The sequence below is a fragment of the Hymenobacter nivis genome (genome assembly GCF_006439025.1).
Classification (GTDB): Bacteria; Bacteroidota; Bacteroidia; order Cytophagales; family Hymenobacteraceae; genus Hymenobacter; species Hymenobacter nivis_A.
Window position 1 is genome coordinate 290,655 of record NZ_RCYZ01000004.1, and the last position, 25,133, is coordinate 315,787.

General features: G+C 67.4%; 20 protein-coding genes. 8 read left to right on the forward strand and 12 right to left on the reverse strand.

The annotated features are described in order from the left end of the window. The first annotated feature begins 164 nt into the window (after nucleotides 1–164). Nucleotides 165–1,226 carry a DNA polymerase III subunit delta gene (holA, locus tag EAH73_RS11535; RefSeq protein ID WP_140466636.1) on the forward strand — a complete coding sequence of 354 codons (1,062 nt, stop codon included), beginning with the start codon at nucleotides 165–167 and terminating at the stop codon, nucleotides 1,224–1,226. Nucleotides 1,227–1,311: 85 nt separating this feature from the next. Further along, the gene (locus EAH73_RS11540; RefSeq protein WP_140466637.1) at nucleotides 1,312–2,046 is read left to right on the forward strand and encodes an ATP-grasp domain-containing protein; all 735 of its coding nucleotides are present in this window, start codon (nucleotides 1,312–1,314) and stop codon (nucleotides 2,044–2,046) included. Here the strand turns inward: EAH73_RS11540 and EAH73_RS11545 are convergent. From EAH73_RS11545 to EAH73_RS11585, 9 genes are all read right to left on the reverse strand, one after another. Beyond that, entirely contained in the window at nucleotides 2,031–2,486 is a 456-nt protein-coding gene (locus EAH73_RS11545; protein WP_140466638.1) for an XrtX-associated membrane protein, read from the reverse strand. The two genes, EAH73_RS11540 and EAH73_RS11545, sit on opposite strands and share 16 nt — an antisense overlap. Beyond that, nucleotides 2,476–3,048, reverse strand: a complete 573-nt coding sequence (gene xrtX, locus EAH73_RS11550) for an exosortase X (protein ID WP_140466639.1) — start codon at nucleotides 3,046–3,048, stop codon at nucleotides 2,476–2,478. The genes EAH73_RS11545 and xrtX overlap by 11 nt, the downstream gene beginning before the upstream one ends. Nucleotides 3,049–3,205: 157 nt before the next feature. Further along, nucleotides 3,206–3,454, reverse strand: coding sequence for a PID-CTERM protein-sorting domain-containing protein (locus tag EAH73_RS11555; RefSeq protein WP_240047223.1), 249 nt, complete (start codon nucleotides 3,452–3,454; stop codon nucleotides 3,206–3,208). 79 nt (nucleotides 3,455–3,533) lie between these two features. Then, nucleotides 3,534–7,253, reverse strand: a complete 3,720-nt coding sequence (locus EAH73_RS11560; RefSeq protein WP_140466640.1) for a DUF4394 domain-containing protein — start codon at nucleotides 7,251–7,253, stop codon at nucleotides 3,534–3,536. Between the two features lie 228 nt (nucleotides 7,254–7,481). Beyond that, nucleotides 7,482–8,831 (reverse strand): MFS transporter, encoded by a 1,350-nt coding sequence (locus EAH73_RS11565; RefSeq protein ID WP_140466641.1) that lies wholly within the window; start codon nucleotides 8,829–8,831, stop codon nucleotides 7,482–7,484. Nucleotides 8,832–9,033: 202 nt separating this feature from the next. Beyond that, nucleotides 9,034–9,969 carry a ring-cleaving dioxygenase gene (locus tag EAH73_RS11570; protein WP_140466642.1) on the reverse strand — a complete coding sequence of 312 codons (936 nt, stop codon included), beginning with the start codon at nucleotides 9,967–9,969 and terminating at the stop codon, nucleotides 9,034–9,036. Between the two features lie 59 nt (nucleotides 9,970–10,028). Further along, nucleotides 10,029–10,658: an alpha/beta hydrolase gene (locus EAH73_RS11575; RefSeq protein ID WP_140466643.1), complete on the reverse strand. Its 630-nt coding sequence runs from the start codon at nucleotides 10,656–10,658 to the stop codon at nucleotides 10,029–10,031. 153 nt (nucleotides 10,659–10,811) lie between these two features. Beyond that, nucleotides 10,812–12,206: an FAD-containing oxidoreductase gene (locus tag EAH73_RS11580; protein WP_140466644.1), complete on the reverse strand. Its 1,395-nt coding sequence runs from the start codon at nucleotides 12,204–12,206 to the stop codon at nucleotides 10,812–10,814. Between the two features lie 162 nt (nucleotides 12,207–12,368). Continuing rightward, nucleotides 12,369–13,601, reverse strand: a complete 1,233-nt coding sequence (locus EAH73_RS11585) for an NADP-dependent isocitrate dehydrogenase (protein WP_140466645.1) — start codon at nucleotides 13,599–13,601, stop codon at nucleotides 12,369–12,371. A gap of 528 nt (nucleotides 13,602–14,129) precedes the next feature. Between EAH73_RS11585 and EAH73_RS11590 the strand changes: the two genes are divergently transcribed. The 5 genes from EAH73_RS11590 (at nucleotide 14,130) to EAH73_RS11610 (ending at nucleotide 20,803) form a co-directional block, all read left to right on the forward strand. Beyond that, nucleotides 14,130–16,574 carry a TonB-dependent receptor gene (locus EAH73_RS11590; protein ID WP_240047228.1) on the forward strand — a complete coding sequence of 815 codons (2,445 nt, stop codon included), beginning with the start codon at nucleotides 14,130–14,132 and terminating at the stop codon, nucleotides 16,572–16,574. A 39-nt stretch (nucleotides 16,575–16,613) separates the two neighbouring features. Next, nucleotides 16,614–17,324: an ABC transporter ATP-binding protein gene (locus EAH73_RS11595; RefSeq protein WP_317129390.1), complete on the forward strand. Its 711-nt coding sequence runs from the start codon at nucleotides 16,614–16,616 to the stop codon at nucleotides 17,322–17,324. Between the two features lie 3 nt (nucleotides 17,325–17,327). Continuing rightward, complete coding sequence (locus tag EAH73_RS11600) at nucleotides 17,328–18,746, forward strand: ABC transporter permease (RefSeq protein ID WP_140466649.1); 1,419 nt, start codon at nucleotides 17,328–17,330, stop codon at nucleotides 18,744–18,746. A 17-nt stretch (nucleotides 18,747–18,763) separates the two neighbouring features. Then, entirely contained in the window at nucleotides 18,764–20,143 is a 1,380-nt protein-coding gene (locus tag EAH73_RS11605) for an ABC transporter permease (protein ID WP_140466651.1), read from the forward strand. A gap of 126 nt (nucleotides 20,144–20,269) precedes the next feature. Beyond that, nucleotides 20,270–20,803 (forward strand): GNAT family N-acetyltransferase, encoded by a 534-nt coding sequence (locus tag EAH73_RS11610; RefSeq protein WP_140466653.1) that lies wholly within the window; start codon nucleotides 20,270–20,272, stop codon nucleotides 20,801–20,803. A 136-nt stretch (nucleotides 20,804–20,939) separates the two neighbouring features. Here EAH73_RS11610 and EAH73_RS11615 read toward each other — a convergent pair whose 3' ends face one another. Both EAH73_RS11615 and EAH73_RS11620 read right to left on the reverse strand, forming a co-directional pair. Then, nucleotides 20,940–22,511: an ABC transporter permease/substrate-binding protein gene (locus EAH73_RS11615; RefSeq protein WP_140466655.1), complete on the reverse strand. Its 1,572-nt coding sequence runs from the start codon at nucleotides 22,509–22,511 to the stop codon at nucleotides 20,940–20,942. Between the two features lie 136 nt (nucleotides 22,512–22,647). Then, nucleotides 22,648–23,277: a chloramphenicol acetyltransferase gene (locus EAH73_RS11620; protein WP_140466657.1), complete on the reverse strand. Its 630-nt coding sequence runs from the start codon at nucleotides 23,275–23,277 to the stop codon at nucleotides 22,648–22,650. Nucleotides 23,278–23,360: 83 nt separating this feature from the next. On the opposite strand from EAH73_RS11620, the gene EAH73_RS11625 reads away from it, so the two are divergent. After that, nucleotides 23,361–24,056, forward strand: a complete 696-nt coding sequence (locus tag EAH73_RS11625; protein WP_140466659.1) for an HAD family hydrolase — start codon at nucleotides 23,361–23,363, stop codon at nucleotides 24,054–24,056. A 38-nt stretch (nucleotides 24,057–24,094) separates the two neighbouring features. Here EAH73_RS11625 and EAH73_RS11630 read toward each other — a convergent pair whose 3' ends face one another. Beyond that, entirely contained in the window at nucleotides 24,095–25,084 is a 990-nt protein-coding gene (locus EAH73_RS11630) for an amidohydrolase family protein (RefSeq protein WP_140466661.1), read from the reverse strand. Nucleotides 25,085–25,133: the final 49 nt, after the last annotated feature.

Sequence of the window (25,133 nt, forward strand, 5' to 3'; positions counted from 1 at the left end):
AGTGAATGGGTGAATGGGTGAATGGGTGAATGAGCCGGGGGCCCTGCTCAGGAAAATGCGCGTTGGAAACGCCGTGCCAAAGGTACTAGGCGGCTTTACCTTTGCCGATAGGGAATGAGCGGGCCGCGTTTATTCACACATTCACTCATTTACCCATTCACCCATTGGTACAGGACGCCGACGCCATTTTCAAGCAGCTGCGGCAGGGGCAGTTCCAGCCCGTGTATTTTTTGCAGGGCGAAGAGCCGTACTACATCGACGTAGTGGCCGACCTGATTGAGAAAATGGCCCTGCCCGAAGCCGACCGCAGCTTTAACCAGGCCGTGCTCTACGGCAAGGACGTGGACGTGGCCGGCGTGCTCGGCCAGGCCAAGCGCTTCCCCATGATGGCCGAGCGCACGGTCGTCATCGTGAAGGAGGCCCAGACCATTGCCGATTTGGAGCAGGAGCGGAGCTGGCCCTTTCTGGAAGCCTACCTCAAAAACCCGCTCGCCAGCACCGTGCTGGTGCTCTGCTACAAGCACAAAACCCTCGACAGCCGCAAGAAGCTCGGCAAGCTGCTGGCCGGTAAAGACGTGCCCGGCGTAGTGCTGATGACCAGCAAGAAGCTGTATGACAGCCAGGTGCCGGCCTGGCTCACGGCCCACGTACGGGGCCTGGGCCAGCAAATTACCGGGCAGGCCACCGCCCTGCTGGCCGAGTACATCGGGGCCGACCTGAGCCGGCTGGCCAACGAAATCGACAAGCTGGTGCTCAACCTCAAGCCCGGCCAGGCCATCGACGAGGAGCTGGTGCAGCGGCTGGTGGGCATTAGCAAAGAGTACAATATTTTCGAGCTGCAAAAGGCCCTGGTGCAGCGCGACGTGCTGAAGGCCAACCGCATCCTGGGCTACTTCGCAGCCAACCCCAAGGCCAACCCGCTCATCCCCAACCTCACGCTGCTCTTCGGCTTCTTCAGCAAGCTAATGGTACTGCACCAGGCGGGCCCCAACCCCACCGACGGCGTGTTCAAGGGCCTGGGCATCGTCAACAGCTTCGCCCAGAAGGAGTACCAGCACGCGATGAAAGCCTACCCCGCGGCGCGGGTCGTGGACATCATCCACCTCATCCGCCGGGCCGACGCCCAGAGCAAGGGCATCGAAAGCGGCAGTATGGACGAGGGCGAAATCCTGCGCGAGCTCGTCTGGCTGATTTTGCACGCCGTGCCGGCCGGCGTAGTGGGGTAAGGCTACCCCGGGTACCTAGTACCGGGCCAGGCATTAGTGCCTCGAACTGCAAATGAACTCCGCCTGGCCCCCAACGCCCCATCGAATGCGCGCTCACATCCACTTCCACCACGGCATCCCCCAAAGCGTCAACAACTACCTGGCGATGGACGGTTTTCAGCAAATGGGCTGGGAAATTGTGCCGTACACCGATGCGGAGCCGGTGCATAACCAGGCCCCCGACGAAATGGTGGTGGGCCACATAGCGGCCATGCGCGCCGGCCTGGGGGCCCTGGGCCTGGCGGTGCCGGCCGAGCTGGGCTACCCCGAGGCGCTGCGGCCGTTTCTGGGGCGGCACTTGTGGCCGAGCACCATCAACGCCGTGGCGGCGCACCCAGAAAGCTGGCCGGTGTTTGTGAAGCCCATGCACGACGCCAAGAAGTTCACGGGCGTGCTGGTGCGCCGCTTGGGCGACCTGGTGGGCTGCGGCGACCAGCACCAGGACACGCCCGTGTGGTGCGCCGATCCGGTGCAATTCGTGGCTGAGTGGCGCTGTTTCGTGCGCTACGGCCGCATCCTGGATGCCCGGCCGTACAAGGGCGACTGGCGGGCGCACTTCGACCCGGCCGTGGTAGAAGCGGCCCTGGCCGCCTACCTACCAGAAGCACCGGCCGCTTTCTCGCTCGACGTGGGCGTGACCAAGGCCGGCGCTACACTAGTGGTGGAAGTGAACGACGGCTACGCCTTGGGCGCCTACGGGTTAATGCCCCTCGCGTACGCCAAATTCCTGTCGGCCCGCTGGGCGCAGCTGAGCGGGACCGTGGACTACTGCAACTTTTGAGGGGCCACCCGGGGCCCCGTTAGCAGGGCCAGTGGGTAGGCAAACATGATAGGCAGCGGCGACGAAAGCACGTCGAGTACTCGGTGGCCGGTGAGTGCGGCGAAGGGCAGGCTTGCCCGCTGCCCGAGCCACAGCAGGCCTGCGCCGGCCACGTAGCCTGCCGCGTAGCCCAGCACGGCGGCCACCGTGTAGCGGCCGCGCAGCAGCAGGTGCAGCAGGGCCACGTTCAGTGCGGCGTAGAGCAAGCGGTAGCTGATGGCCACGGGCCAGCCGTGGGTGGTCATGCCGGGCACGGCCGCCGGGGCCCCACCGGGGTACCAGAGGTGGCCCAGCGCGGCAAAAACCTCTTCTTCAAACAGGCCCAGGGCCAGTAGTAAAACTATTAGCACGGCCACCAGTAGGCGGTAGGGCCCCAGTGGGCGGGCGGCGCTAGCGGGCACCGTGCAGGGCAGGCGTGGCCGCCAGCAAGCCGCCGGCGTTGCGCCGCGCCCACAGTATCCACAGGGCCCCGATGGCCCCGTACACCACGAAGGTGAAGGTGTAGTGGTGGTTGAAATCGACGGAGTGGTACCAGTAGGCGTGGTTGAGGGCCAGCAGCGCCACGCGCCCCACATTCAGGGCGTAGATGGCGAGGATGCCCGCCGGCACAAACCACAGCTTGTGCCGCCAGGGCCCCGGAAACGCCACCACGAAGCCCGCAAACAGCGCGTACATCAGCAGCCCGTTGCACGGGTCGCCGACGGACACGACCGGCTGGCCGTTGAGCACCACCAGCACGGGGCTGGCCGGGGCGGTGCCGGCCGCAAAGCCCACCGCCCGCAATAGGCCCCCCGCGGCCGCCGCTAGGTTGGTCGACAGCGCGTGGTCGAGGCGGCCGTCGGGGCCCACCAGGCCGTCGTAGCCCAGCGCCCACAGGGCGTAAAGGGCCGCAAATGCCAGCAAGAAGCGCAGCGCTGGTCGGCCCGGCTGTGCGGAGGTAGAAGAGGGTATAGGAAGCTTCATAAGTGCACAGTTAGCTAAATTGTCAGTTGCTGGCTAGTCAGTGCTTGGGTGCCAGCAACAAGCCTGCGGGGAAACGCTGGCCGTAAACACCAAGGCCCGGCAGGGGCCCCACCGAATGTAGTGGGGCCCCGCCGGGCTTGTGGCAACGGAGCGGTGATTATTTTTTGCGGCGGCGGCGCAGTTCCCGCACGCCATAGGCCACGCCGCTGGCCAGCAGCAGCGAGGCGCCCCCATCGAGGGGCACGGCCGTGGGCGGGGTAACGGGCGGATCGGTAGGCGTAGTGGGGTCGGTAGGGGTGGGGCCAGTGGAGCCCTGGGCCCGGGCTTGCATGGAAGCACCAGCGGCCAGCATTAGCACAGCGCCCACGGCGAAGGTGCGGAACGAAGCGGTGAATAAGTTTTTCACAATCAAGGATAAAGTGAATGGAGGAGAAAGCGCAGCTTGAGCCCGGACCTTAGGGGCCCGGGCTCGTGGCTGGCAGTAATTATTCGACGATGAGGCGCTTGCTAACCGTGCCTTCGGCCGTGAGTAGGCGCAGCGTGTACACGCCGCGGGCCACGCTGGGCAGGGCCAGCTGCGAGGTAGCGCCGGCGGGCAGGGTGGCGCGCAGCACCGTCTGGCCCAGGGCATTTACCAAGGTGGCGTCGATGGCCTGGCGGGCCAGCGAAGCGGGCAGGCCCACCGATACCGTGCCGCGGGCCGGGTTCGGGAACACGTTCACTTGCTTGCTGAGGGCTGCCGGGGCCGTGGCCAGCACGGCCTGTGTGGTGAGCAGCAGGCTAAAGCGGCCGGTGGCCGATGCGCCGGCCGTTACCGCAAACGGGTAGCTGGGCTGCTGGGAGAGGTCGGTGACGGTGCCCGTGAGGGCGTCCCGCAGGAACGCTTTGGTGCCAGTGGGCAGGCGCAGCAATTCAGCGGCGGCGAGGGTGTAGCTGCCGGCTTCGGCCTGCACCGACAGCGGCACCAGCACGTCGGCGGTGCCGAGGGCGGGGCGGGCGTCGATGGACAGCGCCTCGGTGCTGGCAGTGGCCAGGCCCATTGTGGCCCCGGCGGGGTTCAGCTTGTAGGCGTCGAGGGCGGCATCGAAGCCGGCGGTGGCGGTGGCGTCGAAGTACACCACGGCCTCATCGGCGCGGCCGGCGGCGTTGCGCAGCGCCAGGCGCACGAGCGGCGCCGTGGTAGCGTCGCCCCGCTGGAAGGCCGGGCTGGCGTAGGTGGTCAGGCGGCCGCTGTTTTTGAAGGTGAGGGCCCCGGGCGTGCCGGCGGCGGCCACCCGCACGAAGAAGCCCTGGCCGGTGGCAATCTGGTCGGTACCGCCGTTGGCACCCACGCCGTTCACGTAACTGGCGTAGCCGCCGGCGTACTGGCCGGTCGATTTCACCACGTACACGGCGTTGTTCAGGCCCGCGGCACCGTTGTTATAAGTCGTCGTCCAGCTGATAGGCGAAGGGTAGGGGTTGCCCAGCAGCTGCCAGCCCGACTCGGTTTGGCTGCCGCGGGTGAGGCCGGTGCGGGCCACGTCGCCATTGTTGAGCGTGCCCACAAAGTCCACCGTTTCCGAGGCAGGGATGTTCACCACGTAGCCTTGGCCAGGGGTGAGGGCGTCGGACAGGGCCCCGGGCGAGAAGAAGCCTTTATCAAAGTCCTGCGGCGTGGGGTTGCCGCTGGTGTTAATGCGGGCTTCGTCAAAGCCAAATACCGTGGGGAAGGCCCGTACTTGGCTGGGTATAGCGGCCGTGTTGTACGCCGGGTTTACCACGGGGGTGAAGCCGCCGGTGGCCAGGTCGGCCACCGTGGAGCCCGACACCGGGGCGGCGTAGTGGCGGTAGCCCGCGCCGCTGTTGATGCTGCCGTCGATGTAGCGCTGCACCGTCACAGGGCCCGTCACGGCGCCGGCGGCGTTCACCACGTGGGCCGAGTTGGCGGCGTTGGAGAGCAGCGTTAGCGACTGGCCGGTGGTGGTCAGGTTGCCGTTGAGCAGCAGCACGCGCTGCACCGCGGCGGGGCCCGCCAGGCTGGTGGCGGCCGTGCCCACGGTCAGGTTCTGGAAGGCCGAGGTGCCCGTGCCGCCGATGACCTGGGCGGCGGTACCGGCCAGGGTAATGGTGCCCGTGCCCGCGCCCGCCAGCGTGCCGCCGTTGTTGGTGAAGTTGCCGCCCACGGTCAGGGTCGAGCCGTCGTTCGAGGTCAGCGAAGCGCCGCTGGCCAGCACCACGAAGCGGGCCGCCTGGCTGCCGCTCACGGCAGGCTGGTTGGGCGTGCCGCCGGGGATAGTCACGTCGTCTGCGTTGGTGGGTACGCGGTTGGGCGTCCAGTTGGCGGCCGTGCCCCAGTCGGTACTAGCCGAGCCGTTCCAGGTGAGGCCCGTGCCGGTGGCGATGAAGGCGGTAAGGCCGCTCACGTTGCTGCCCAGGCCGATGCGGCCCACGGCGGCCGTGGTGCCCGCGGCCAGGTCCACGGTGTAGAGGTTGTCGAAGTTGTTGGCCGTGCCGCTGGGCGAAAGGGCCAGGAAAGCCGCGTTGGTGGTGGTGCCGCGGGTGTTGAAGATATCGAAATCGGCCCCGTCGGCGCTGGTGGGACCCCCGGCGCCGCCCACGGCCACGAGGGTGCCGTCGTTGGGCGGGCTCTGGAGATAAAGCTGGCCGGCCGTGGCGTCGTAGTCGTAGAGGGCGGTGCTGTTGGCGGCGCTGCTGCTATTGGTATAGGCGGCGGCGCTTCCCGCGGTCGCAACCGTTAGGTTGCCGTCTTTGATGACGAGGGCCCCGTTGTTGGGGTTGAGGCGGTAGTCGTTGCCATTGGTGGCCAACACGCGGATGCGGTCCACGGTGGGGTTGAAGTCGAAGCCCACGCGGTCGGTGGCCGCGCCCAGGGCCAGGGCAATGGCCGGGCCCGCGGCGGTGAAGCCCCCGGTGGTCAGGTTCACCGAATACACCGTGGCGGTGCCGGCCGTCGCGTTGTAGCCCAAGGCATAGAGCTGGCCGGTGGCGGGGCGGAAATCAATGCCCACCGTGGTTTCGCCAGTGGTGATGCCACCGCCAAAGTTTACCGCCGAGCGAACAGTGCCCGGGGCCCCCGAGTCAAAGGAAATCAGGTTGCCGCCGGCCACCGCGTACAGCAGCTGCCCCACCAGGGCGGGCTGGGTGGGCGGCGCAATGGCCACCGCAATGTCGCGGATGTCGAATGGGGTGCCGAGCGATGGAGAAAGAATGTTGCGTTTGTTGGTTGCAACCCCAGTGGTTACGTCAATATCATAGAAGTCGCTGCTCGATGTGCCGTTGGCGGCTCTAGCCTTTACATAAGTCAGATAGCCCTTGTTAGTACCGGTAGAGGGATCGAAGTATACGTCTACGTTCGCCGCCACGGGGCTACCGAATGAGTTGCCATCCAGCGTTATGGCTTTGGGGTTGGACAAAACCCCGCCGTTGGGAGGGTTTTGAAACGACAGTAAGCCGCTGTTCGGGGCAATGGCCTCCTGGTCGCTGGAACCTACGCCCGGGATGTCCAGCGCGTAAAGGGCTGTACTGGTGCTGCCGGCGTAGGAATTGGTATAGGCTACCGAGCCAATGACCGGCGCGTAAGCGTTGTTCGGCGCAGCAGGATAGGTCAGCAAGGGTGGGCTGTCAAAGGCGGCGATGCCGCCGGTGTTGGGGTTAAGCCGGTAGTTGGCCCGGGTGCTGCTGCCCTCCACGCGGATGCGGTCCACGGTGGGGTTGAAGTCGAAGCCGATGCGGGTAACGTTGGTGCCAAGGTTCAGCGATATACCCGCGGCGGTGCCAACTGGGGTAGCCACAGCCGTGGTAGGGTCCAGCACGTAAAGCCGCGCGTTAAACGTCTGTTGCGTTGCATCAAAGGCGATGCTAGGGTCGTAACCCAAAGCGTAAAGCGTACCAGTATTAGGCCGGTAGTCCATGCCAATTAGCGTTTGCCCCACAGCGACCCCAGTAATCAGGGTAGGAAATGCGTTAGGAGTGCCAGTTACGGCATTGATGGGCAGAATGCCTTGCGTGCCCGCGGGTGCCCCGGCCGGGTACAACGGATTAGTGTTGGGGTCAATCGCCCGGCTTACGGTGCCCAGGCCGTAGATGGTGGGGGTTTGGGCGAGGGCGGGGGTGGTGGCCAGCAGGACCAGGCCGAGGCCGAGCGTGGCCAGCCAGGGCCGGCCCGAAAAATTTTGCGACGGCAAAAACGGTACGGATGCTTTCATGAAAAAAAGTTGGGGGTGGGGAATTAGCAGTTGCCGATATTGGCAAAATCCTTTTTTATAAAACCTGGATGCAACCGCTTCCAGGTTTTAGTTGCGCGAACCGCGTGAAACTGTACGAGGTGCAGCAATATACGGATGTGCTGTTAATCACCTACTCCTGTCTTTCTTTCATTAAATTTTCATTAAAGGAATTGGGCGTCTGGAAGTCTTGTTCGGCGGTATGGGCCCCTAGGCGCGCCCCGCTTTGTACAACTTTATCCCGTATATAAACACCACCACGTAGCAGATGATGGGCAGGTAATAGGCGTGGGCCACACTGGCGTTGGCCACGGGCCCCATCACGAAGCGCGGAAACAGCGCCGCGCCCACCACGCCCATCACGATGAACGACGAGGCCAGCTGCTTGTGCCGGCCCACGTCCTTCAGCCCCAGGCTGTAAATGATGGGGAACATGACGCTGAAGAAGAAGTTGAGCCCAATGAGGGCCCCGAACGACACCCAGCCCCAGTGCTGCGCCACAATCAGGCACATGCCGATGTTGGCCGCCGCCGCGAAGGCCAGCAGGCGGTTGGGGGCAATGTACTGCATGAGGTAGGTGCCCAGGAAGCGCCCCAGCATCATGCCCACTAGGCTGAGGGAGAAGAAGTACGCCGCCACTTCGCCCGTCAAGTGGGGCAGGCCGGGCCCCAGGCCCACGGTGCGGCTCAGGAGCGTGCTCACCTGCCAGAACCCGTGGATTTCCGGCCCCGGCCGCAAGGCCATGTAGTCGGTGCCGTAGTTAATGAAATAGGCCCAGGTGCCGCCCTGCGCCGCCGTGTTGAAGAGCTGGGCCACGCAGGCCCACACGAAATGCTTGTGCTGGAACAGGCTCTTGTCGGCCACTAGGCTGGTGGGGGTTTCGTTGGGGGCCCCCAGGCGCGTTTCGGGCGTGTGCTCGGCGTTGAGCTGGGGCACCTTCACGAAGGCAAACAGCAGCCCGATGCCGCCCACCACCGTGCCGATGATGGTGTAAAGGGTTTTCACGGACGATAAGTCGCCGGCCGCGTGGGTGCCGCGCAGCACGAAGTAGCCCCCGATGAGGGGCCCCGACACCGCCCCGATGCCGTTGATGGCGTGCGAGAACGTGATGCGCCGGTCGGAGCTGGCCGGGTCGCCGAGGCCGTCCAGGAACGGGTGCGCCACGGCTTCCAGCGTGCCCAAGCCGCAGGCCAGCACGAACAAAGCCATGAGCAGCAGCGTGAACGAGGCGGCGTTGGCGGCCGGCACCATCAAAAAGGCCCCGGCCGCGTACAGGCCCAGGCCCAGAATTACGCCCTTCTGGTAGCCGAAGCGCTTCATGAACCAGCCCGCGGGCAGGCCCATTATGAAGTAGGCCCCGAAGGTGGCGGCTTGCACGTAGGCCGAGTTGGCCTTGCTCACGTGCAGCACCTGCTGGAAGTGCTTGTTGAGGATGTCGGCCATTGTGACGCCCAGGCCCCAGAGCATGAACAGCGACACGACGAAAACGAGGGTGACCACGTAGCGCCGCTCGGTGAAAGGCGGCGGTGCCAGGGAACGGGTAGCGGTAGAAAGCGCCATAGAAAACGAAAAGGAAACGGGAAAGGAAATGAGGCCCCGGTGAAGCCCCGGGCCGGCGCAACAAGCCGCAACGCCCCAAATGGTTTTCGGCCCGGGGGCCCCGCCCCGGCCGGCCTCCCGCCCCGGCCCGCAAAAAGCCCCGGCCCAACGGGGGCCGGGGCTTCGGAAAGCAACGCCGGGCGGGGCCCCAGGGGCCCCGGGGCTAGCCGATGGGCACGAGCCGCTTCTCCAGCTGCGGGCGCAGGTGCTCGTGCTTGGTGGGCAGCATGAGGTGGGTGCCGAGCTCGGCCAGGGGCTCGTCCACGGTGAAGCCGGGGTTATCGGTGGCGATTTCGAAGAGCACGCCGCCCGGCTCGCGGAAGTACACCGAGTGGAAGTAGTCGCGGTCAATCTGCGGGGTGGGCTGCAAGCCGCGGTCCAGCAATTTCTTGCGGATGTAGAGCTCGGCCGCGTCGTCCTTCACCCGGAAGGCGATGTGGTGCACCGAGCCGCCGGCCGTAACGCTGCGCGCTTCGCCGGGCACTTCCACCAGGTCGATGTAGGCGGCGTCCGGCACCGCGTCGGTCGCGTAGCGGCTGCGGTTCACGTGCTTTTCCAGCAGCGTGTAGCCGAATACTTCGGTCAGGATTTCGGCCGTGGCCGCGGCGCTGGCCAGCGTGAGCGTGACGGTGTGGAAGCCGCGGGTGGCCACGTCGGCGCCCACTTCGGGCGTCGTCCAGGGCGTGCGCGCATCGGGCGTTTTCGACTCAATCAGCTCGAATTTCAAGCCGTCGGGGTCGAGGAACGTGAGGTACTTTTCGCCGAATTTTTCGCTGGGCTTGTTGTAGGTGATGCCGTTGGCGTCGAAGCGCTTCATCCAAAAATCGAAGCTGCCGGCGGGCACCGAATAGCCGATTTCGGTGGCTTGCCCGGTGCCGCGCCGCCCCGGCGTGACGTGCTCCCAGGGAAAGAACGTGAGAATGGTGCCCGCCGAGCCGGTTTCGTCGCCGAAGTAGAAATGGTAGGTGCCGGGGTCGTCGAAGTTGACGGTCTTCTTAAGGAAGCGCAGGCCCATTACCCGCTTGTAGAAGTCGTAGTTGCGCTGGGCGCCGCCGGCAATGGCCGTGACGTGGTGCAGGCCCAAAATGCGTGGTTCCATGGATAAGGAAGGGTTAAAGGGAAAGCTGGGTGACTTGAAAAGCGGTTGCGCCTCGGTGGCTAAGCCAGCGGCTGCGCGAAAACAAGCGCGTTGGCCAAGTCGATTTCGTTCTGCGAAATGGTGTGGCCCATATTGGGGTAAATCTTCTCCGTGACTTGGGCCCCCAGGCGGCCGAGCAGCGCCGTGGAGGCGCGCACCCGTTCCACGGGCACGTGGAAATCGGGGTCGCTGGTGCCAATGAAAACGGGCGTGCCCGCGAAGTCGCCGGCGTAGTTTTCCGCCCGCACCTGGTCGCCGATGAGGCCCCCGGTGAAGGCCACTACGCCGCCGTAGCGGGCCGCGTGCCGGGCCACGTACTCGAGGGTGAGGCAGGCGCCCTGCGAGAAGCCCAGGAAGTAGGTGTGCTCCGGCGCGATGTCCGCAGCCGCGGCGGCCGCCACGGCGCGGCCTACTGCGGCCAGCGCGTCCGATAGGCCGGGCTCGTTTTGGGCGGGCGGGGCCAGGAAGGAGTGGGGGTACCAAGTGCCCTGGGTGGCCTGGGGGGCCAGCAGCGCAAAGCCTGGCACGTGCAGGTGGGCGGCCAGCCCGAGAATGTCGGCGGCGCTGGCACCCCGGCCGTGCAGCAGGATGAGGGCCCTAGTGGCCGTGGCCAGGGGCGCGCCGGCGGTACGAAACGGTTCTTGGTGCATGAAAGGGAATGTTTTAAGCGGGGGCAAACCGGGCGCGGTGCCAGGGCCCCCGGCAGTGATTGCCGCGGCAAAGTACGCGCCGGCCGCGGCGCGGCGCCCGGGCCGGAGCCAGCAAGCGCAGGTATAAATCCTGCATTTTGGGGCCCCGGGCCGCTAGTGGTCGGTTGGCGTGGGCAACGGTTTCAGTTCGCCAAATACCGTGGGAATCAGCTCGGCCACGGTGGGGTGGATGAAGACGTTGCGGCGCATGAAGGCGGCCGTTTGCCGGGCGTACATGGCCGTGACGATGCAGTGGATGGCCTCGTCGCCGCCCACGCCCACAATGCTGGCGCCCAGAATCTGGTCGGTTTCGGCGTGCACCAGCACCTTGATAAAGCCCTGAGTTTCGCCCTTTTCCACGGCCCGGCCCACCTTGGTCATGGGGCGCTTGCCCACCAGGGCAGGCGTGCCGGCGGCGCGCACCTCGTCCTCGGTAAGGCCCACCTTGGCGAAGGGCGGGTCCACGTAGATGGCCGACGCGGGCAGCCGGTCGCTCACGCGGCGTTGGTCGTGATCGAGCAGGTTGGCGGCCACAATTTCGAAGTCGTTGTAGGCCGTGTGCGTGAAGGCGCCGCGGCCGTTGCAGTCGCCCAGGGCCCAAATGCCGGGCACGGCCGTTTGCAGCTGCTCGTCCACCGGAATGAAGCCGTGCTTGTCGGCGCGCAGGCCGGCGTTTTCCAGGCCCAGGTCGTCGGTGTTGGGCTGGCGGCCCATGGCCAGCAGCAGGTGCGAGCCGCGGGCCGGCGAGGCGTCCTTTTCGCAGCTCACCTGCACCACGGGCCGCCCGTCTTCTTGGCTCATGCTGATGCACTCGGCCCCGAGGCGCAGCGTAATGCCTTCACTGGTAAGAAGATCGTGCACGGCGGCGGCCACATCGGCGTCGTCGTGCGGGAGCAGGCGCGGGCTGCGCTCCACGATGGTGACCTGCGCGCCCAGCCGCCGGAACAGCTGCCCAAACTCCAGCCCCACGGCCCCCGCGCCCACAATGACGAGGTGCGCGGGCAGCTCGCGCAGCGCCAGAATCGTGCTGCTGGTGAAGTGCGGCACCCGGTCGATGCCGGGCAGTGCCGGGCGGGCAGGGCGGCCCCCCACGTTCAGGAAAATGCGCGGGGCCGCCAGTACGTCGTCGCCCACCTGCATGGTGGTGGCCGACAAAAACCGCGCGGTGCCCCGGAACACCATGCAGCCCGCCATATGCGTCAGCCAGGTTTCGAGGCCGTCGCGCGAGGCCGCCACAATCGTGTCTTTGCGGTCCTGCACCGGGGCCAGGTCCACGGCAAAGTCGGCGGTGGGCGGCAGGCCGTAGTGGTCGGCCTGGCGCCGGGTGTGCGCCGCCTTGGCGCTGGCAATGAGGGCCTTGGTGGGTGTGCAGCCGGTGTTCACGCAGGTGCCCCCAAAGGCCTGGCGCTCAACCAGCGCCACCGTCCAGCCCGCGGCCGTGAGCCGGCCGGCCAGCGACGGGCCCGCCTGCCCGGCCCCGATAATCAACGCGTCAAAGGAATGGTTCATGGGCCTGGGCCTTGCGTAAAGACTGACAACAAACGGCCCGCGGTTCTGCGCCAGCCCGCCCGCAAGGTAAAGAATTGTGCGCCGGGGCCCCCGCCGCGCCGGTGCGCACAAAAAAGCCCACCCGGTGCGCGACCGGGTGGGCTTTCCAACGACTTAGGTGGGCTATTTGCCCAGCTTAATTTTCAGGTTCTCGTCCAGTGCCTCCAAAAACTCCTCGGTGTAGAGGTAGTCCTTGCCGTGCTGCACCTTGTTGCCGTGGATGCACACGGCCAGGTCCTTGGTCATTTTGCCGCTTTCCACGGTTTCCACGCACACGGCCTCCAGGGCCTTGCAGAAGTCGATAAGCTCCTGGTTGCCGTCGAGGATGCCGCGGAACTCCAAGCCGCGCGTCCAGGCGAAGATGCTGGCGATGGGGTTCGTGGAGGTGGGCTTGCCGTTCTGGTGGTCGCGGTAGTGGCGCGTCACGGTGCCGTGGGCGGCCTCGGCCTCCATCGTTTTGCCGTCGGGCGTCACCAGCACGGAGGTCATCAGGCCGAGCGAGCCGAAGCCCTGGGCCACGGTGTCGCTCTGCACGTCGCCGTCGTAGTTTTTGCAGGCCCACACAAAGTTGCCGTGCCACTTCAGGGCCGAGGCCACCATGTCGTCGATCAGCCGGTGCTCGTAGGTGATGCCCGCGGCCTTAAACTTCTCGGTGTAGTCCTGCTCGTAAATCTCCTGGAAGATGTCCTTGAAGCGGCCGTCGTACTTCTTAAGGATGGTGTTTTTGGTGCTCAGGTACAGCGGCCAGCCCTTCATCAGGGCCTGGTTGAAGCAGGCGTGGGCAAAGCCGCGGATGCTCTCGTCGGTGTTGTACATGGCCAGGGCCACGCCGTCGCTCTTGAAGTTGAACACTTCGAACGACTGCGCCTCGCCGCCGTCTTCGGGCTCGAAGGTGATGGTGAGCTTGCCCTTGCCCTTAGTCAGGAAATCGGTGGCGCGGTACTGGTCGCCGAAGGCGTGGCGGCCGATGCAGATGGGGGCCGTCCAGTTGGGCACCAGTCGCGGCACGTTGCCCATCACGATGGGCTCGCGGAACACGGTGCCGTCCAATATGTTGCGGATGGTGCCGTTCGGCGACTTCCACATCTGCTTGAGGTTGAACTCCTTCACCCGGTCCTCGTCGGGCGTGATGGTGGCGCACTTGATGCCCACGCCGTACTGCTTGATGGCGTTGGCCGAGTCGATGGTCACCTGGTCGTTGGTCTCGTCGCGGTACTCAATGCCCAGGTCGTAGTACTTGATGTCGAGGTCCAGGTACGGGGTGATGAGCTTGTCCTTGATGAATTTCCAGATGATGCGCGTCATCTCGTCGCCGTCGAGTTCGACGACGGGGTTGGCTACTTTGATTTTGGTCATTGCCTTGGAAGTAGGGCGGGTAAGGGTGGGAGATAAGGCCCCCAGCGGGGCGGGGTGGGGCGGCGCCGAGCGGCGTACCCCGCGCCAATATTAAGCAAGGTTTGGCACCTGCCAAGCCCCCGGGGCCCCGGGCCGGCCCCGCGGGCGGGGGCCCCGCGCCGCGCCCGCGCCCGCGCCCCGGCGCCCCGGGCCCGCACCGCCGAACGGCCTCAGCGCGTGGATAATGCCGCTCCGCGCGAGCACAAAGCGGCGATTATTTTATATGCAACCTTGTTTCATTTAAAAATCGCCGCCTACATTTGTTCTTCATTTAGGAGCTGCCTTTAATGTTGATTCGGGTTCAATTAAACCCTAATGCAGCTAATTCAAGCACTTGGGGCCTCGGCGTTGGTTGCGCTGCGACGTTGCATTAGTAGGAACCGGCGAGACTGCCAATTTTCTCATTTTTCACCGGCTTGCCCGGGGCCCGTGCGCGGGCCGGGCGGGCCACGCTGGCGCAGTATGGTACGAGCAGGGTTACTCTTTTTGGTGTGTTGCTGGGGGCCCCTGGGGGCCTGGGCGCAGGGGCCGGGCCGCGTGGCGGGCCGCATCACCGGGCCCGCGGGCCAGGCCCTGGAGGGCATTTCGGTGGTGGAGCAGTCGGGCCGGTTTGCCGCCTTGAGCGGGCCCGACGGGCGCTTCGCCCTCGACCAGCTGCCGCTGGGGCCCTACACGCTCATCACGCGCGGCCTGGGGCAGCAGGAGGCGCGCCGTGCGGTGCTGCTCAGCGCCGAGGCGCCCACCGCCACCGCCGATTTTGTGCTCGCGCCCAGCACCCACGCCATGCAGGAAGTGGAGGTGCTGGGCCGCAAGGAAACCACCTACAAGAGCGACTACAGCCTGGTGGGCACCCGCACGGCCACCGACCTTATTGATGTGCCGCAGTCCATTTCCACCGTCACGAAGGAGCTGATGGCCGACCGCCAGGCCTACCGCCTCACCGACGTGGTGAAGAACGTGGCCGGCGTGACGCAGTACTCGCACTACGACGACTTCACGATCCGCGGCTTCCGCAACGGCTACGAGAGCGGCTTCCGGCTCATCAACGGCCTGCGCTCGGGCTTCAGCTACGGCAACGCCTTCACCCAGGCTCCGCTCACGGTGAACCTCGAGCGCGTGGAGGTGCTCAAGGGCCCCGGCGCGGCGCTGTTCGGCGACATCAACCCCGGCGGCACCGTCAACATGGTGACCAAGAAGCCGCTCGCCGAGGCCCGCCAGGCGCTGGCGTTTTCCACTGGCACCTTCAACACCAGCCGCGCCACGGCCGACTTCACGGGGCCCCTGGGCGGGCAGAAAAACCTGCTCTACCGCGTGAATGCGGGCTACGAAAAGACCAACACCTTCCGCGACGTGAACGACACCCGGTCGCTGATGCTGGCCCCGACGGTGACGTTTCTGGTGACCGACAAGACCACGCTCAACGCCGAGCTGGTGTACGCCCACAGCGACGGCTACCTCGACCGCGGCCTGCCCATCAAGAGCAACGACTTGTACGGGGCCCCGCGCGCGTTCACCCTCAGCCAGCCGAGCGACTACTTCCGCACCAGCACCTACTACCTGAACGCCTCGCTGAACCACCGCTTCACCAACTGGCTCTCCTTCAACGCGTCGTACCTGGACTTCACGTACAACGAAGACCTGAGCGAGCACCGCACCCTGAACAGCTACGACAACTCGGACCCCGCCAAGCCGGCCAACTCCGTGATGAACCTGCGCTACTTCGACCGCCGGGCCGAGGAGTACACCAAAAACCTGTCGGCCTACTTTGTGCTGAGCCGACCCACGGGCCCCGTGCAGCACAAAGTGGTGGCCGGGGCCGATTACATCCGCTTCAACACCGACCGCGAAAGTGCCATGTTCGAGGCCCGGCAGCAGCTGGTGACCACCGTGGCCGGCGGCGCGGTGAGCCAGCGCGTGGTGCCGCTGCAGTTCGATTTGAACAAGCCGAGCTACGAAATCCGCGACCCCAACACGTACGTGCGCCGGCCCACGCCGCAGTTTTTCACCGATTACATCAACTCGATTTACCACACCACGGGCCTGTACGTGCAGGACCAGCTGGCCCTGACGCCGCGCCTGGGCCTGCTGCTGGGGGCCCGCTACGAGCTCTTTGCCGACGAGCGCGACTACGGCGACGGCCTGGCCAACGTGCCCCAAACTAAGTTTTTGCCCCGCGCCGGCCTCACCTACGCCCTGCGCCCGCACCTGAACTACTTCGCCAGCTACAGCGCCGGCTTCCGGCCGCTCAAGCCCGAGTACGTCCGGTTTCCGGCGCGCTACGGGCGCAGCGAGGCCTTTAGCCCCGAAACCAGCTACCAGCTCGAAACCGGGCTCAAGGGCGAATTTTTTGACCGGGCATTGTTTGCCACCGTGGCCGTGTACCAGATCGTGAAGCGCAACCAGCTGGTGAACACCGGGTCGCTCACCGCCGACGGGGCCCCCGTGTACCGCCAAAACGGCCAGGCCCGCGCCCGCGGCGCCGAGCTGGAGCTGACCGGCAACCTGCTGCCCAACCTGAGCCTGAACGCCAACTACGCCTTCACCCACACCCGGGTGCTGGAGGCCGACCTGGCCGCCGAAAACGGCCAGCCGCTGGCCAACGCGCCCCGGCACGCGGCCGGCTTCTGGGCCAAGTACACCTTCCTCACGCCCGGCCTGCGCGGCCTGGGCCTGGCCGTGGGCGGCAACTGCGTGGGCCGCCGCCGCTTCGAAAACCCGTCGGCGCCGCTGGATGGGGGCCCCGCCGCCTGGGCCTACTGGCCGGGCTACGCCGTGGCCGACGTGGCCGTGTTCTACACCGTCAACCGCTTCAACCTGCACGTCAACCTCAACAACGTGTTCGACAAGTACTACTTCGTGGGCGGCTACGACTACTTCCGCGCCAGCCCCGGGGCCCCGCGCAACTTCCTGGCCACGCTGGGCTACGCGCTTTGAGTGCCCCGGGCTTTCATCATTGCTAAAATCACTACTCGCATGTCTTACATCTTAGAAGCTAAGGATCTGCGCAAGGAATACCCCGGCAAGCTGGCCCTGCGCGGGCTCAACCTACAGCTGGCGGCCGGCGAGGTGTTTTGCCTGCTGGGCCAGAACGGGGCGGGCAAGTCCACCACCATCAACCTCTTCCTGGGCTTCATTGCGCCCACGGCGGGCGCGGCCTACATCGGCGGGCTGGAGGTAGCCGCCAACGCGCTCAAAACCAAGCAGTACTTGGCCTACATTCCGGAGAACGTGCTGCTCTACCCGCACCTGACGGGGCTCGAAAACCTGGCCTTGTTCAGCAGCCTGGCCGGCTTCCGCTACCGCGAAAGCGAGCTGCGCGCCTACCTGGCCCAGGCCGGCCTGCCGGCCGAGGCCGTGGCACGCCGCGTGGGCAGCTACTCGAAGGGCATGCGCCAGAAGGTGGGCATCGCCATTGCCGTGGCCAAGCACGCGCAGGTGCTGCTGCTCGACGAGCCCACCTCGGGCCTCGACCCCAAGGCGGCCAACGAGTTTTCGGCGCTGCTGCGCCAGCTCAGCGGGCAGGGCACGGCGGTGTTCATGGCCACGCACGACATTTTTCGGGCCAAGGAAGTGGGCACCCGCGTGGGCATCATGCGGGCCGGAGCGCTGGTGGACGTGCGCCCCACCGCCGCCCTGAACGCCCAGGAGCTCGAGCAGCTCTACCTCACCCACATGCACGACTAACCGATGGTGACGAGCATTGCCCAGAAGGAATTTGTGAGCATCCGGCGCGACCGGCGCTTCGTGGTGCTGGGGGCCCTGGTGCTGGCCCTGCTGCTGGCCGCCACGCTGGTGGGCCGCCGCGCCGCCGCCGCCGCGCAGCAGGCGCGCGCCGCCGCCCAGCACATGGTGAACGAGCAGTTTCGGCACCAGCCGGGCCGGCACCCGCACCGGGTGGCGCACTACGGCTCGTTTGCCTTCCGGCCGGTGGCGGGCCTGGGCTTCCTCGACGCGGGCCTGAACGCCTACACCGGCACGGCCGTGTACCTGGAGGCCCACCAGCAAAACAGCGTCAACTTCAGCCCCGCCCAGCAGGCGGGCGCGCTGCTGCGGTTCGGCGAGCTCACGGTGGCCTTCGTGCTGCAAACGCTGGTGCCGCTGCTGCTCATATTCCTGTGCTTCGGGGCCTTCACCGAGGAGCGCGAAGCCGGCACCCTGCCGCTGCTGCTGAGCCAGGGCGTGACGATGCGCCAGCTGGCCTGGGGCAAAATTGTGGGCTACGGCCGGGCCGCGGCCCTGGTGGTGGGGCCCGCGCTGGCGCTGGCGGCCTGGCTGCTGGCCGCGGGGGCGGGCGCCGGCGCGGGGCCCCTGGCGTTGGCCGGGCGGCTGGCGATGTTTGCCCTGAGCTACGCGGTGTACTTCTTCGTCGTCATCGCGGGGGCGGTGCTGGTGTCGGCCGGGCAGCGGCACTCGCGCACGGCGTTGGTGCTGCTGCTGGGCGCCTGGATGGTGGGCTGCCTCGTGCTGCCCAAGGCCACGGCCAACCTGGGGGCCGCCCTGCACCCGGGCCCCACCAAGGCCCAGCTCGACGCCGCCGTGCACGAGCAGGCCCAGCACGGCCTCAACGGCCACGACCCGCAGGACCGGCGCGCCGCCGCCCTCAAAGATTCGCTGCTGCGGCGCTACGGCGTGGCCACCGAAAAGGAGCTGCCCGTGAGCGTGGCCGGCCTGACGATGGCCGCGGGCGAGGCCTACAGCAGCCGGGTGTACCAGCGGCACTTTGCGGCCCTCACCCGCACCTACGAGCGCCAGAACGCCCTTTCGGCCTGGGCCGGCCTGCTGAATCCGTACCAGGCCATCCGGCCCCTGTCGATGGGCCTGGCGGGGTCCGACTTTGCCCACTACGTGCACTTCCAGCAGGCCGCCGAGGCCTACCGCTACCAGCTCGTGCAACGCCTCAACGCCCTGCAGGCCGGCATGGGCTACGGCGACAAGGAGCGCCGGCTCGGCGCGGCCACCTGGCGGGCCATTCCGCCCTTTGCCTACCAAGCGCCGGGGCTGGGGTGGGCCCTGGGCCACTTGCTGGGGCCGGCGCTGGCGCTGCTGCTGTGGGCCGGGGCCCTGGGCTGGCTGGGCCTGCGCCGGCTCGATAAGATGAAAATGTAAGGTTTAGCGCATTGGCCATGAGAACGTTTAGCGTCCTGTTTTACTACGAGTGGCGGCACTTCCGGGCCGCCCGGGGCCTGGTGCTGCTCACCGGCCTGCTGCTGCTGGTGGGCGGCTACGGCATCTACTACGGCACCACCGAAATCGGGCGCCAGCGCCGCCACCTGGCCGAGCTGCCCGCGCTGGCCCGCCGCCACGCCGCCGAGCTGCAAGCCAAGTTCCCGGGGCCCGCCGACGCGGGCGAAATCGGGTACTACCACCACACCTTTGCCGTGCACCGGCCCACGCCCTGGGCCGGCCTGGCCTTGGGCCAGCGCGACGTGCACCCCTACTACCTCCAGCTGCGCCTGCTGGGGCTGCAAGGCCAGCTCTACGCCACCGAAAACGTGAACCCCACCAAGGCGCTCAGCGGCAACTTCGACCTGGCCTTTGTGCTGGTGTACTTGCTGCCGCTGTACGTCATCGCGCTGTGCTTTAACCTGTTGTCGGAAGAGCGGGAGCAGGGCATTTTGCCGCTGCTGCTGGCCCAGCCCGTGCGCGCCGGGCAGCTGGTGGCGGCCAAGCTGGCGTTTCGCGGGGCCCTGGTGCTGGGGCTGGCGCTGGGGCTGTCGGCCGCGGGGCTGGCCTGGGCGCGGGTGCCGCTGGACGGCCGGGTGGCCCTGTGGCTGGCGCTGGTGGGGCTGTACGGCGGGTTTTGGCTGGGCGTGGGCCTGCTCGTCGCGGCCTGGCAGCGTAGCTCGTCCTTCAACGCCGTGGTCCTGCTGGGCGCGTGGCTGCTGCTGCTGGTGCTGGTGCCGGGCCTGCTGAACGTGTACGTGGCCGCGGCCCGGCCCGTGCCCCAGGGCCTGGCCCTCACCGTGCAGCAGCGCGAGGCCATCCACGGGGGCTGGGACCGGCCCAAGTCCGAAACCATGGCCCGGTTTTACGCCGCGTACCCGCAGTGGCGCGACACGGCCGCCATCCGCGAGCGGTTTGCGTGGCGCTGGTACTACGCCTTTCAGTACTTGGGCGACCAGTCGGCCGCGCCGCTGGCGGGGGCCTACGCCGGGGGCCTGCGCCAGCGCCACGCGCTGGGGGCGGGCCTGGGCTGGCTCTCGCCGGCCGTTGCTTTGCAAACCAGCCTCCACGCGCTGGCCGGCACCGATTTGCCCGCCCACCTGGCCTTCCAGCACAGCGCCACCCGCTACCACGACGCGCTGCGGGCCTTTTACTACCCTTTTCTGTTCCGGCAGGTGCCCTTCACCCACGCCGACTACGCCCGCCTGCCCCGCCACACGTTCACCAGCCCCACCGATACCGGCGGCGCACGGGCGGGGCTTTGGCAGCTGCTGCTGGGGGTGGGCGCGGTGGGCGCCGCGGGCGGGCTGGCGCTCCGGCGGCCAATCCGCCCCCGCTGAGGCGGCGGGGTTGCCGGGGCCCCACGGGGCATTGTTAACCAAGGCGGCGTGGGCAGAATCACCGCTTCCGTGGCAGTCTGCTCGCGCTGCGCGAAGCGCCCGGACTACCTTTGAAAAAAGAAAACGATGGTAAAATTGGCCCCCTTGCAGCCGGACCAGGCCGCTTGCTTCTACGACTGGATCCGCGACCCGGAGGCCATCGAGTACTCGTTGTCAACTTTCCAAAGCCTGAAGACCAACGCGCAGATTGACAGCTGGTTTGCGGCCACGCTGCGGCAGGAAAACTGCCTCAACCTGGGCATCTACGCCGAAGACACGAACGCCCTGATTGGCTACGCCGGCCTGTCGGGCATTTCCCACACGAACCGCTCGGGGGAGTACTTCATCTTCATCGGCGAGAAGTCGTTTTGGGGCCAGGGCGTGGGCACGGCGGTCACGCAGCAGGTCCTGGCCCAGGGCTTTGCGGCGCTTGGCCTCAACCGGATCATGCTCACCGTTTCGGAACCGAACACTGGGGGCCGGCGGGCCTACGAGAAAGCCGGCTTCCTAGTGGAAGGCCGCCTGCGCCAGGCCTGTTGCCGGCGGGGCCAGTTCCACGACAAAATCGTGATGGCCGTGTTAAAAGCTGACTGGGAACAGCCCGGCGCGGGCGGCGTTTAGCCCCGCGTGTTCGGTGCCCGCGGCGCGCTGGCCGGCCGCCGTTGTTAGCCCCGCCCAGGGCCCCACCCGCCGGGGCGAAGGCCTGGCCAGCAGTGGGCCCGCGGCCGCCCAGCCGCAGGGCAGGGGCCCCAGGGCCCTAGCGCCGCAGGTAGCCGCCCAAATCAGAAATGCTGGCGATGCCCAGGGCCCCGGCCTGCTGCTGCCGCATGAGTAGGCAGTAGGCGTTGTTGAAGCCCAGTGGGGCGCGCCACTCCAGGCCGTAGCGGCGCCGAAACTCGGCTTGTACGTACTGGAACACTGCCGCTGGCCGCCCGCCCAGCGAGTCGAGCACCGCCGGCGAGGGCTGGAGCAGCACCTGCAGGCCCGTGCCGGTGTACTCGGGGTAGAGGTCGATTTCGCCGCCCCGCAGCGCCTCGAAGCAGATAGTGGTGCCGCCCAGGCCGGTTTTGGTGGCCACGCCCAAGTCGGTGTTGCCGCGGATGAGGGCGGCGTACATCTCCACTAATAGGTACTGCTCGGCGAAAATCTTCGAGCCCAGGCGCACCACCGGGGCCCCGGGTGGCAGTGGGCGCGGCGCCCGCCACAGGCCCTGGCGGCGCAGCCAGGCCAGGGCCACGGCCCGCGGCTCGCGGTGCTGGTAGTCCACTTGGTAGTTCAGGTTCGTCATGGCCGAGTCGGAGAGCCGGCCGCTGAGCTGGTTGAGCACGGGGCCCAGCTCGGGGTGGGCGCGCAGCAGGGCGGGGCGCACCACGGGCGCGGCGAAGTAGGGCGGCAGGGCGTGGCGGTCGTCGCGGAGCACGCGCAGGCCGTAGGCCCGGATGCGCCCGTCGGTCGAGTAGCCGTCGATGACGTCCACGTTGGCGGCGCGGGCGGCCTCGTACACCAGGGCCGGGGCCAGCACCACGTTGGGCAAGCGCACGAGGCCGTAGGCTTTGGTGAGGCCCGGCAGGCAGTCGGCCCGCCCGATGAACTCGGGGCTGAAGCCCGCCCGCAGCCGGCCCGCGGCCTGGGGCAGCCAGTAGCCCGCGGCCAGCACCGGCAGCGCCAGCAGCAGGGCCCCGCCCACCGCCCGCAGCCGCCGGGCCGAGAGCTTCTCCAGGGCCCCCAGGCCGGCGTCGAAGGCCAGGGCCAGGGCGGCGGCCGGGATGGCGCCGGCCAAAATCATGGCCGGGTTGTTCAGCGCAATGCCGCCGAAGATGAACTCGCCCAGCCCGCCGGCCGCCACGTAGGCCGCCAGCGTGGCCACGCCCACGTTGATGACGGTGGCCGTGCGGATGCCGGCCATCAGCACGGGCAGGGCCAGGGGCAACTCCACGCGCCGCAGAATCTGGCCGTCGGTGAAGCCCAGGCCCCGCGCGGCTTCCACCACGGCCGGCGGCACGCCCTGCACCCCGGCCACCGTGTTGCGGATGATGGGCAGCAGCGAGTACAGCAGCAGCGCCAGGATGGCCGGCGCCGCCCCGATGCCCATCAGCGGAATTAGAAAGCCGAGCAGGGCGATGCTGGGCACGGTTTGCAGCACGCCGGCCGCGCCCAGCACCGCCGGGGTCCAGCGCGGCCGCCGCGTGAGCCACAGGCCCACGGGCACCCCCACGGCCACGCCCAGCAGCAGGGCGGCGGCCGTAAGGGCCACGTGCTGGAGGGTTTGCTGGCCCAGCTTGCCGGCTTGTTCGTGCCAAAAGGCGAAGAGTTCGGTCAGGGTGTTCATGCGGAGAAGGGGCCCCGGGCGGGGCCCCGCAAAGGTGCGCACCAGCCGCCGGCCGCGGCTAGAACGGTTTCCAGTGTGGTGTACGAGTTCTGTACCGCCAAGCACAGCTTGGCGGTACAAACGGACCCGGCCGCTGCTACTTCAGCCGCTGCTGAAACGCGTCGAGGAACTGGCCCACGTGGTAGCCGTCGGCCAGGCCGTGGTGCACGTTCACGGCCACAGCCATGCGCAGGCCGGCGCCGTGCGCATGGGCCTGGCCGAAGGAAAGCTTCGGGCAGCTGTCGGGGTGCCGAAAGCTGCGGGCGTGGGTGAGGCCCGTGAAGCGCGTCCACGGCACGGCCGAGCAGTGCAGCACGTCGGGCCGGCCGGTGCGCTCGGTCAGGTTGAGGCCCCGGGTGGCCTGCACGGCCGCAATTTCAAGCTGGGCCCCGGCCACGAAATCGGCCAAGCTGGGCTGCTGCTCGATGAAGGAAAAGCCGAACGTGTGGTCGGGCCGGCCGACGGTGGCCGAGGCGTGCACCCGGTCGTAGGCCACCACCTGACCGGGCCCCTCGATGCGGTGCCGGAACTCGGGCACCGCGTTGGCGGCTTCCACGGCGTGGTAGAGGTAGTAGAGGAAAAACGACACGCCCAGCCGCCGGGCCTCGGCGCGGGCGGCGGTGACGTCCACGTCGGCCACCAGCCCAAAAAATGGCTCGTCGAACGCCGAAAAGAACTCGAAATGCTCGCGGCGGGGCCAGGTGGCCAGGTCAATGGGCTGCTTCATGGGGCGCAAGTTCGGTACTTTTGGGCCCTGGCTGGCCCGTGGGGGCCGGTTTGCTCATGTTTGCCCGTTCACGCTCCGTTCTAATGCCCCGGCCCCAGCTCATTGCCTTCGACGCCGACGATACGCTCTGGCCCAACCAGCCGCACTTCGACCGCGTGGAGGCCGAGCTAGCGGCGATATTAGTGCGGTGCGGCGCGGCCGACGCCATCGGCGCCCGGCTCTACGCCGTGCAGCGCGCCAACATGCACCTGTTTGGCTACGGCGCCAAATCGCTGATGCTGACCATGATTGAAACCGCCATTCAGCTCACCGACGGGGCCGTGACGGGGCGCGAAATCCAGCAGCTGCTCGACCTGGGCAAGCGCCTGCTCGACTTTCCCATCGAGCCGCTGCCCGGCGTGATGGAGGTGTTGGGCGAGCTGCGGCGGCGTGGCGAGCGGCTGATGGTGCTCACCAAGGGCGACTTGTTCGACCAGGAAAGCAAGCTGGCGCGCTCGGGCCTGGGCGACTTTTTCGACCACGTGGAGATTGTGAGCGAGAAGGACGAGGCCACCTACCGGCGCATTTTGGCGCGGCACGGCGTGGCCCCGGCCGATTTCCTGATGATCGGCAACTCGCTTAAGTCCGACATTTTGCCGGTGCTGGCCCTGGGGGCCCCCGCCATCCATGTGCCTTACCACACCACCTGGATCCACGAGGAAGTGCCCGCCGAACGCCTGGCCGGCCTCAGTTTTCACCGCGTCGAGCACTTGGTGGACGTGCTGGCTTATTTGGCTTAGCTGGCAGCCCCCAGGTGGGGTGGGGCGCAGCAAAGTATTTACTGGCGCTTTATGGCTTGGGTGAGGCGCTCCCAGTTGCCGTGCGCGAACAGCGCTTTTTGGTCGGCGGGCAGGGCTGCTTCCTCCAAAAAGCTCCGCGCCTGGCCGCCCGGCTTGTACTGGTAGGGGTAATCGGTGGAGAAGAGCAGGCGCTCGGGGCCCACTATTTCCAGGGCGCGCTGCAGGTAGGCCGGGCTCCACATGCCGCTGGGCGTCACGTACAGGTTTTGCCGGAAGTAGTCGGCAATGGGCCGGTGCAGGGTGGCCACCCGGGCGAGGGCGTTCAGCCGCTCCAGGTAGAAAAGGACGACTTCGCCCCAGTGGCCCAGCACGATTTGCAGCGTCGGAAACTCGTCGAACACGCCGGCCAGCACCAGGCGCACGAACTGAATGCCGGCCTCGTAGTGCCAGCCCAGGCCGAAGGTGGCGAAAGCCGTGTCCACGGCCTCGCCGAAGCCCGAATAATAGGCCGCCCGCACGGCCTGCTGCGGAATTTGGGGGTGGATGAACAGCGGGGCCCCCAGCCGGGCGGCCGTTTCAAACAGGGGCCGAAAGTCGGGGTGGTCCAGGTTTTTGTCGCGGGTGCGCCCGCACAGCATCGCGCCCGCCAGGCCGAGCTGCGTCACGCTGCGCGCCAGCTCCGGGCCCGCCTCCGCCGGGGCCGCGGTGGGCAGCGTGGCAAACCCCTGGAAGCGGGTGGGGTGCCGGGCGATGGTGGCGGCCACCAGGTCGTTGGTTTGCCGGGCCAGCCCCACGCTGGGGCCGGGGTCGAGGTTGTGCAGGGCGGGCGTAGTAACGGACAGCACCTGCACGTCCACGCCGCTCTCGTCCATCAAGGCCAGCCGCTGGGGCCCTAGCTCGTCGAGCCGCGCCTCAATTTCGCCCCGGTCGAGGGCCGCCGTGCCGTCCTGCCCGATGGCGGAAGCGGCCCAGGCCGCCCGGATGGCCGGCGTCAGGAAGTGTTCTTCAATCGCAATCAGCTTCGTCATAATGATTCGTGATTCGCCAGAATGAGTGGTCTTTACGCCCGCCGGGCCC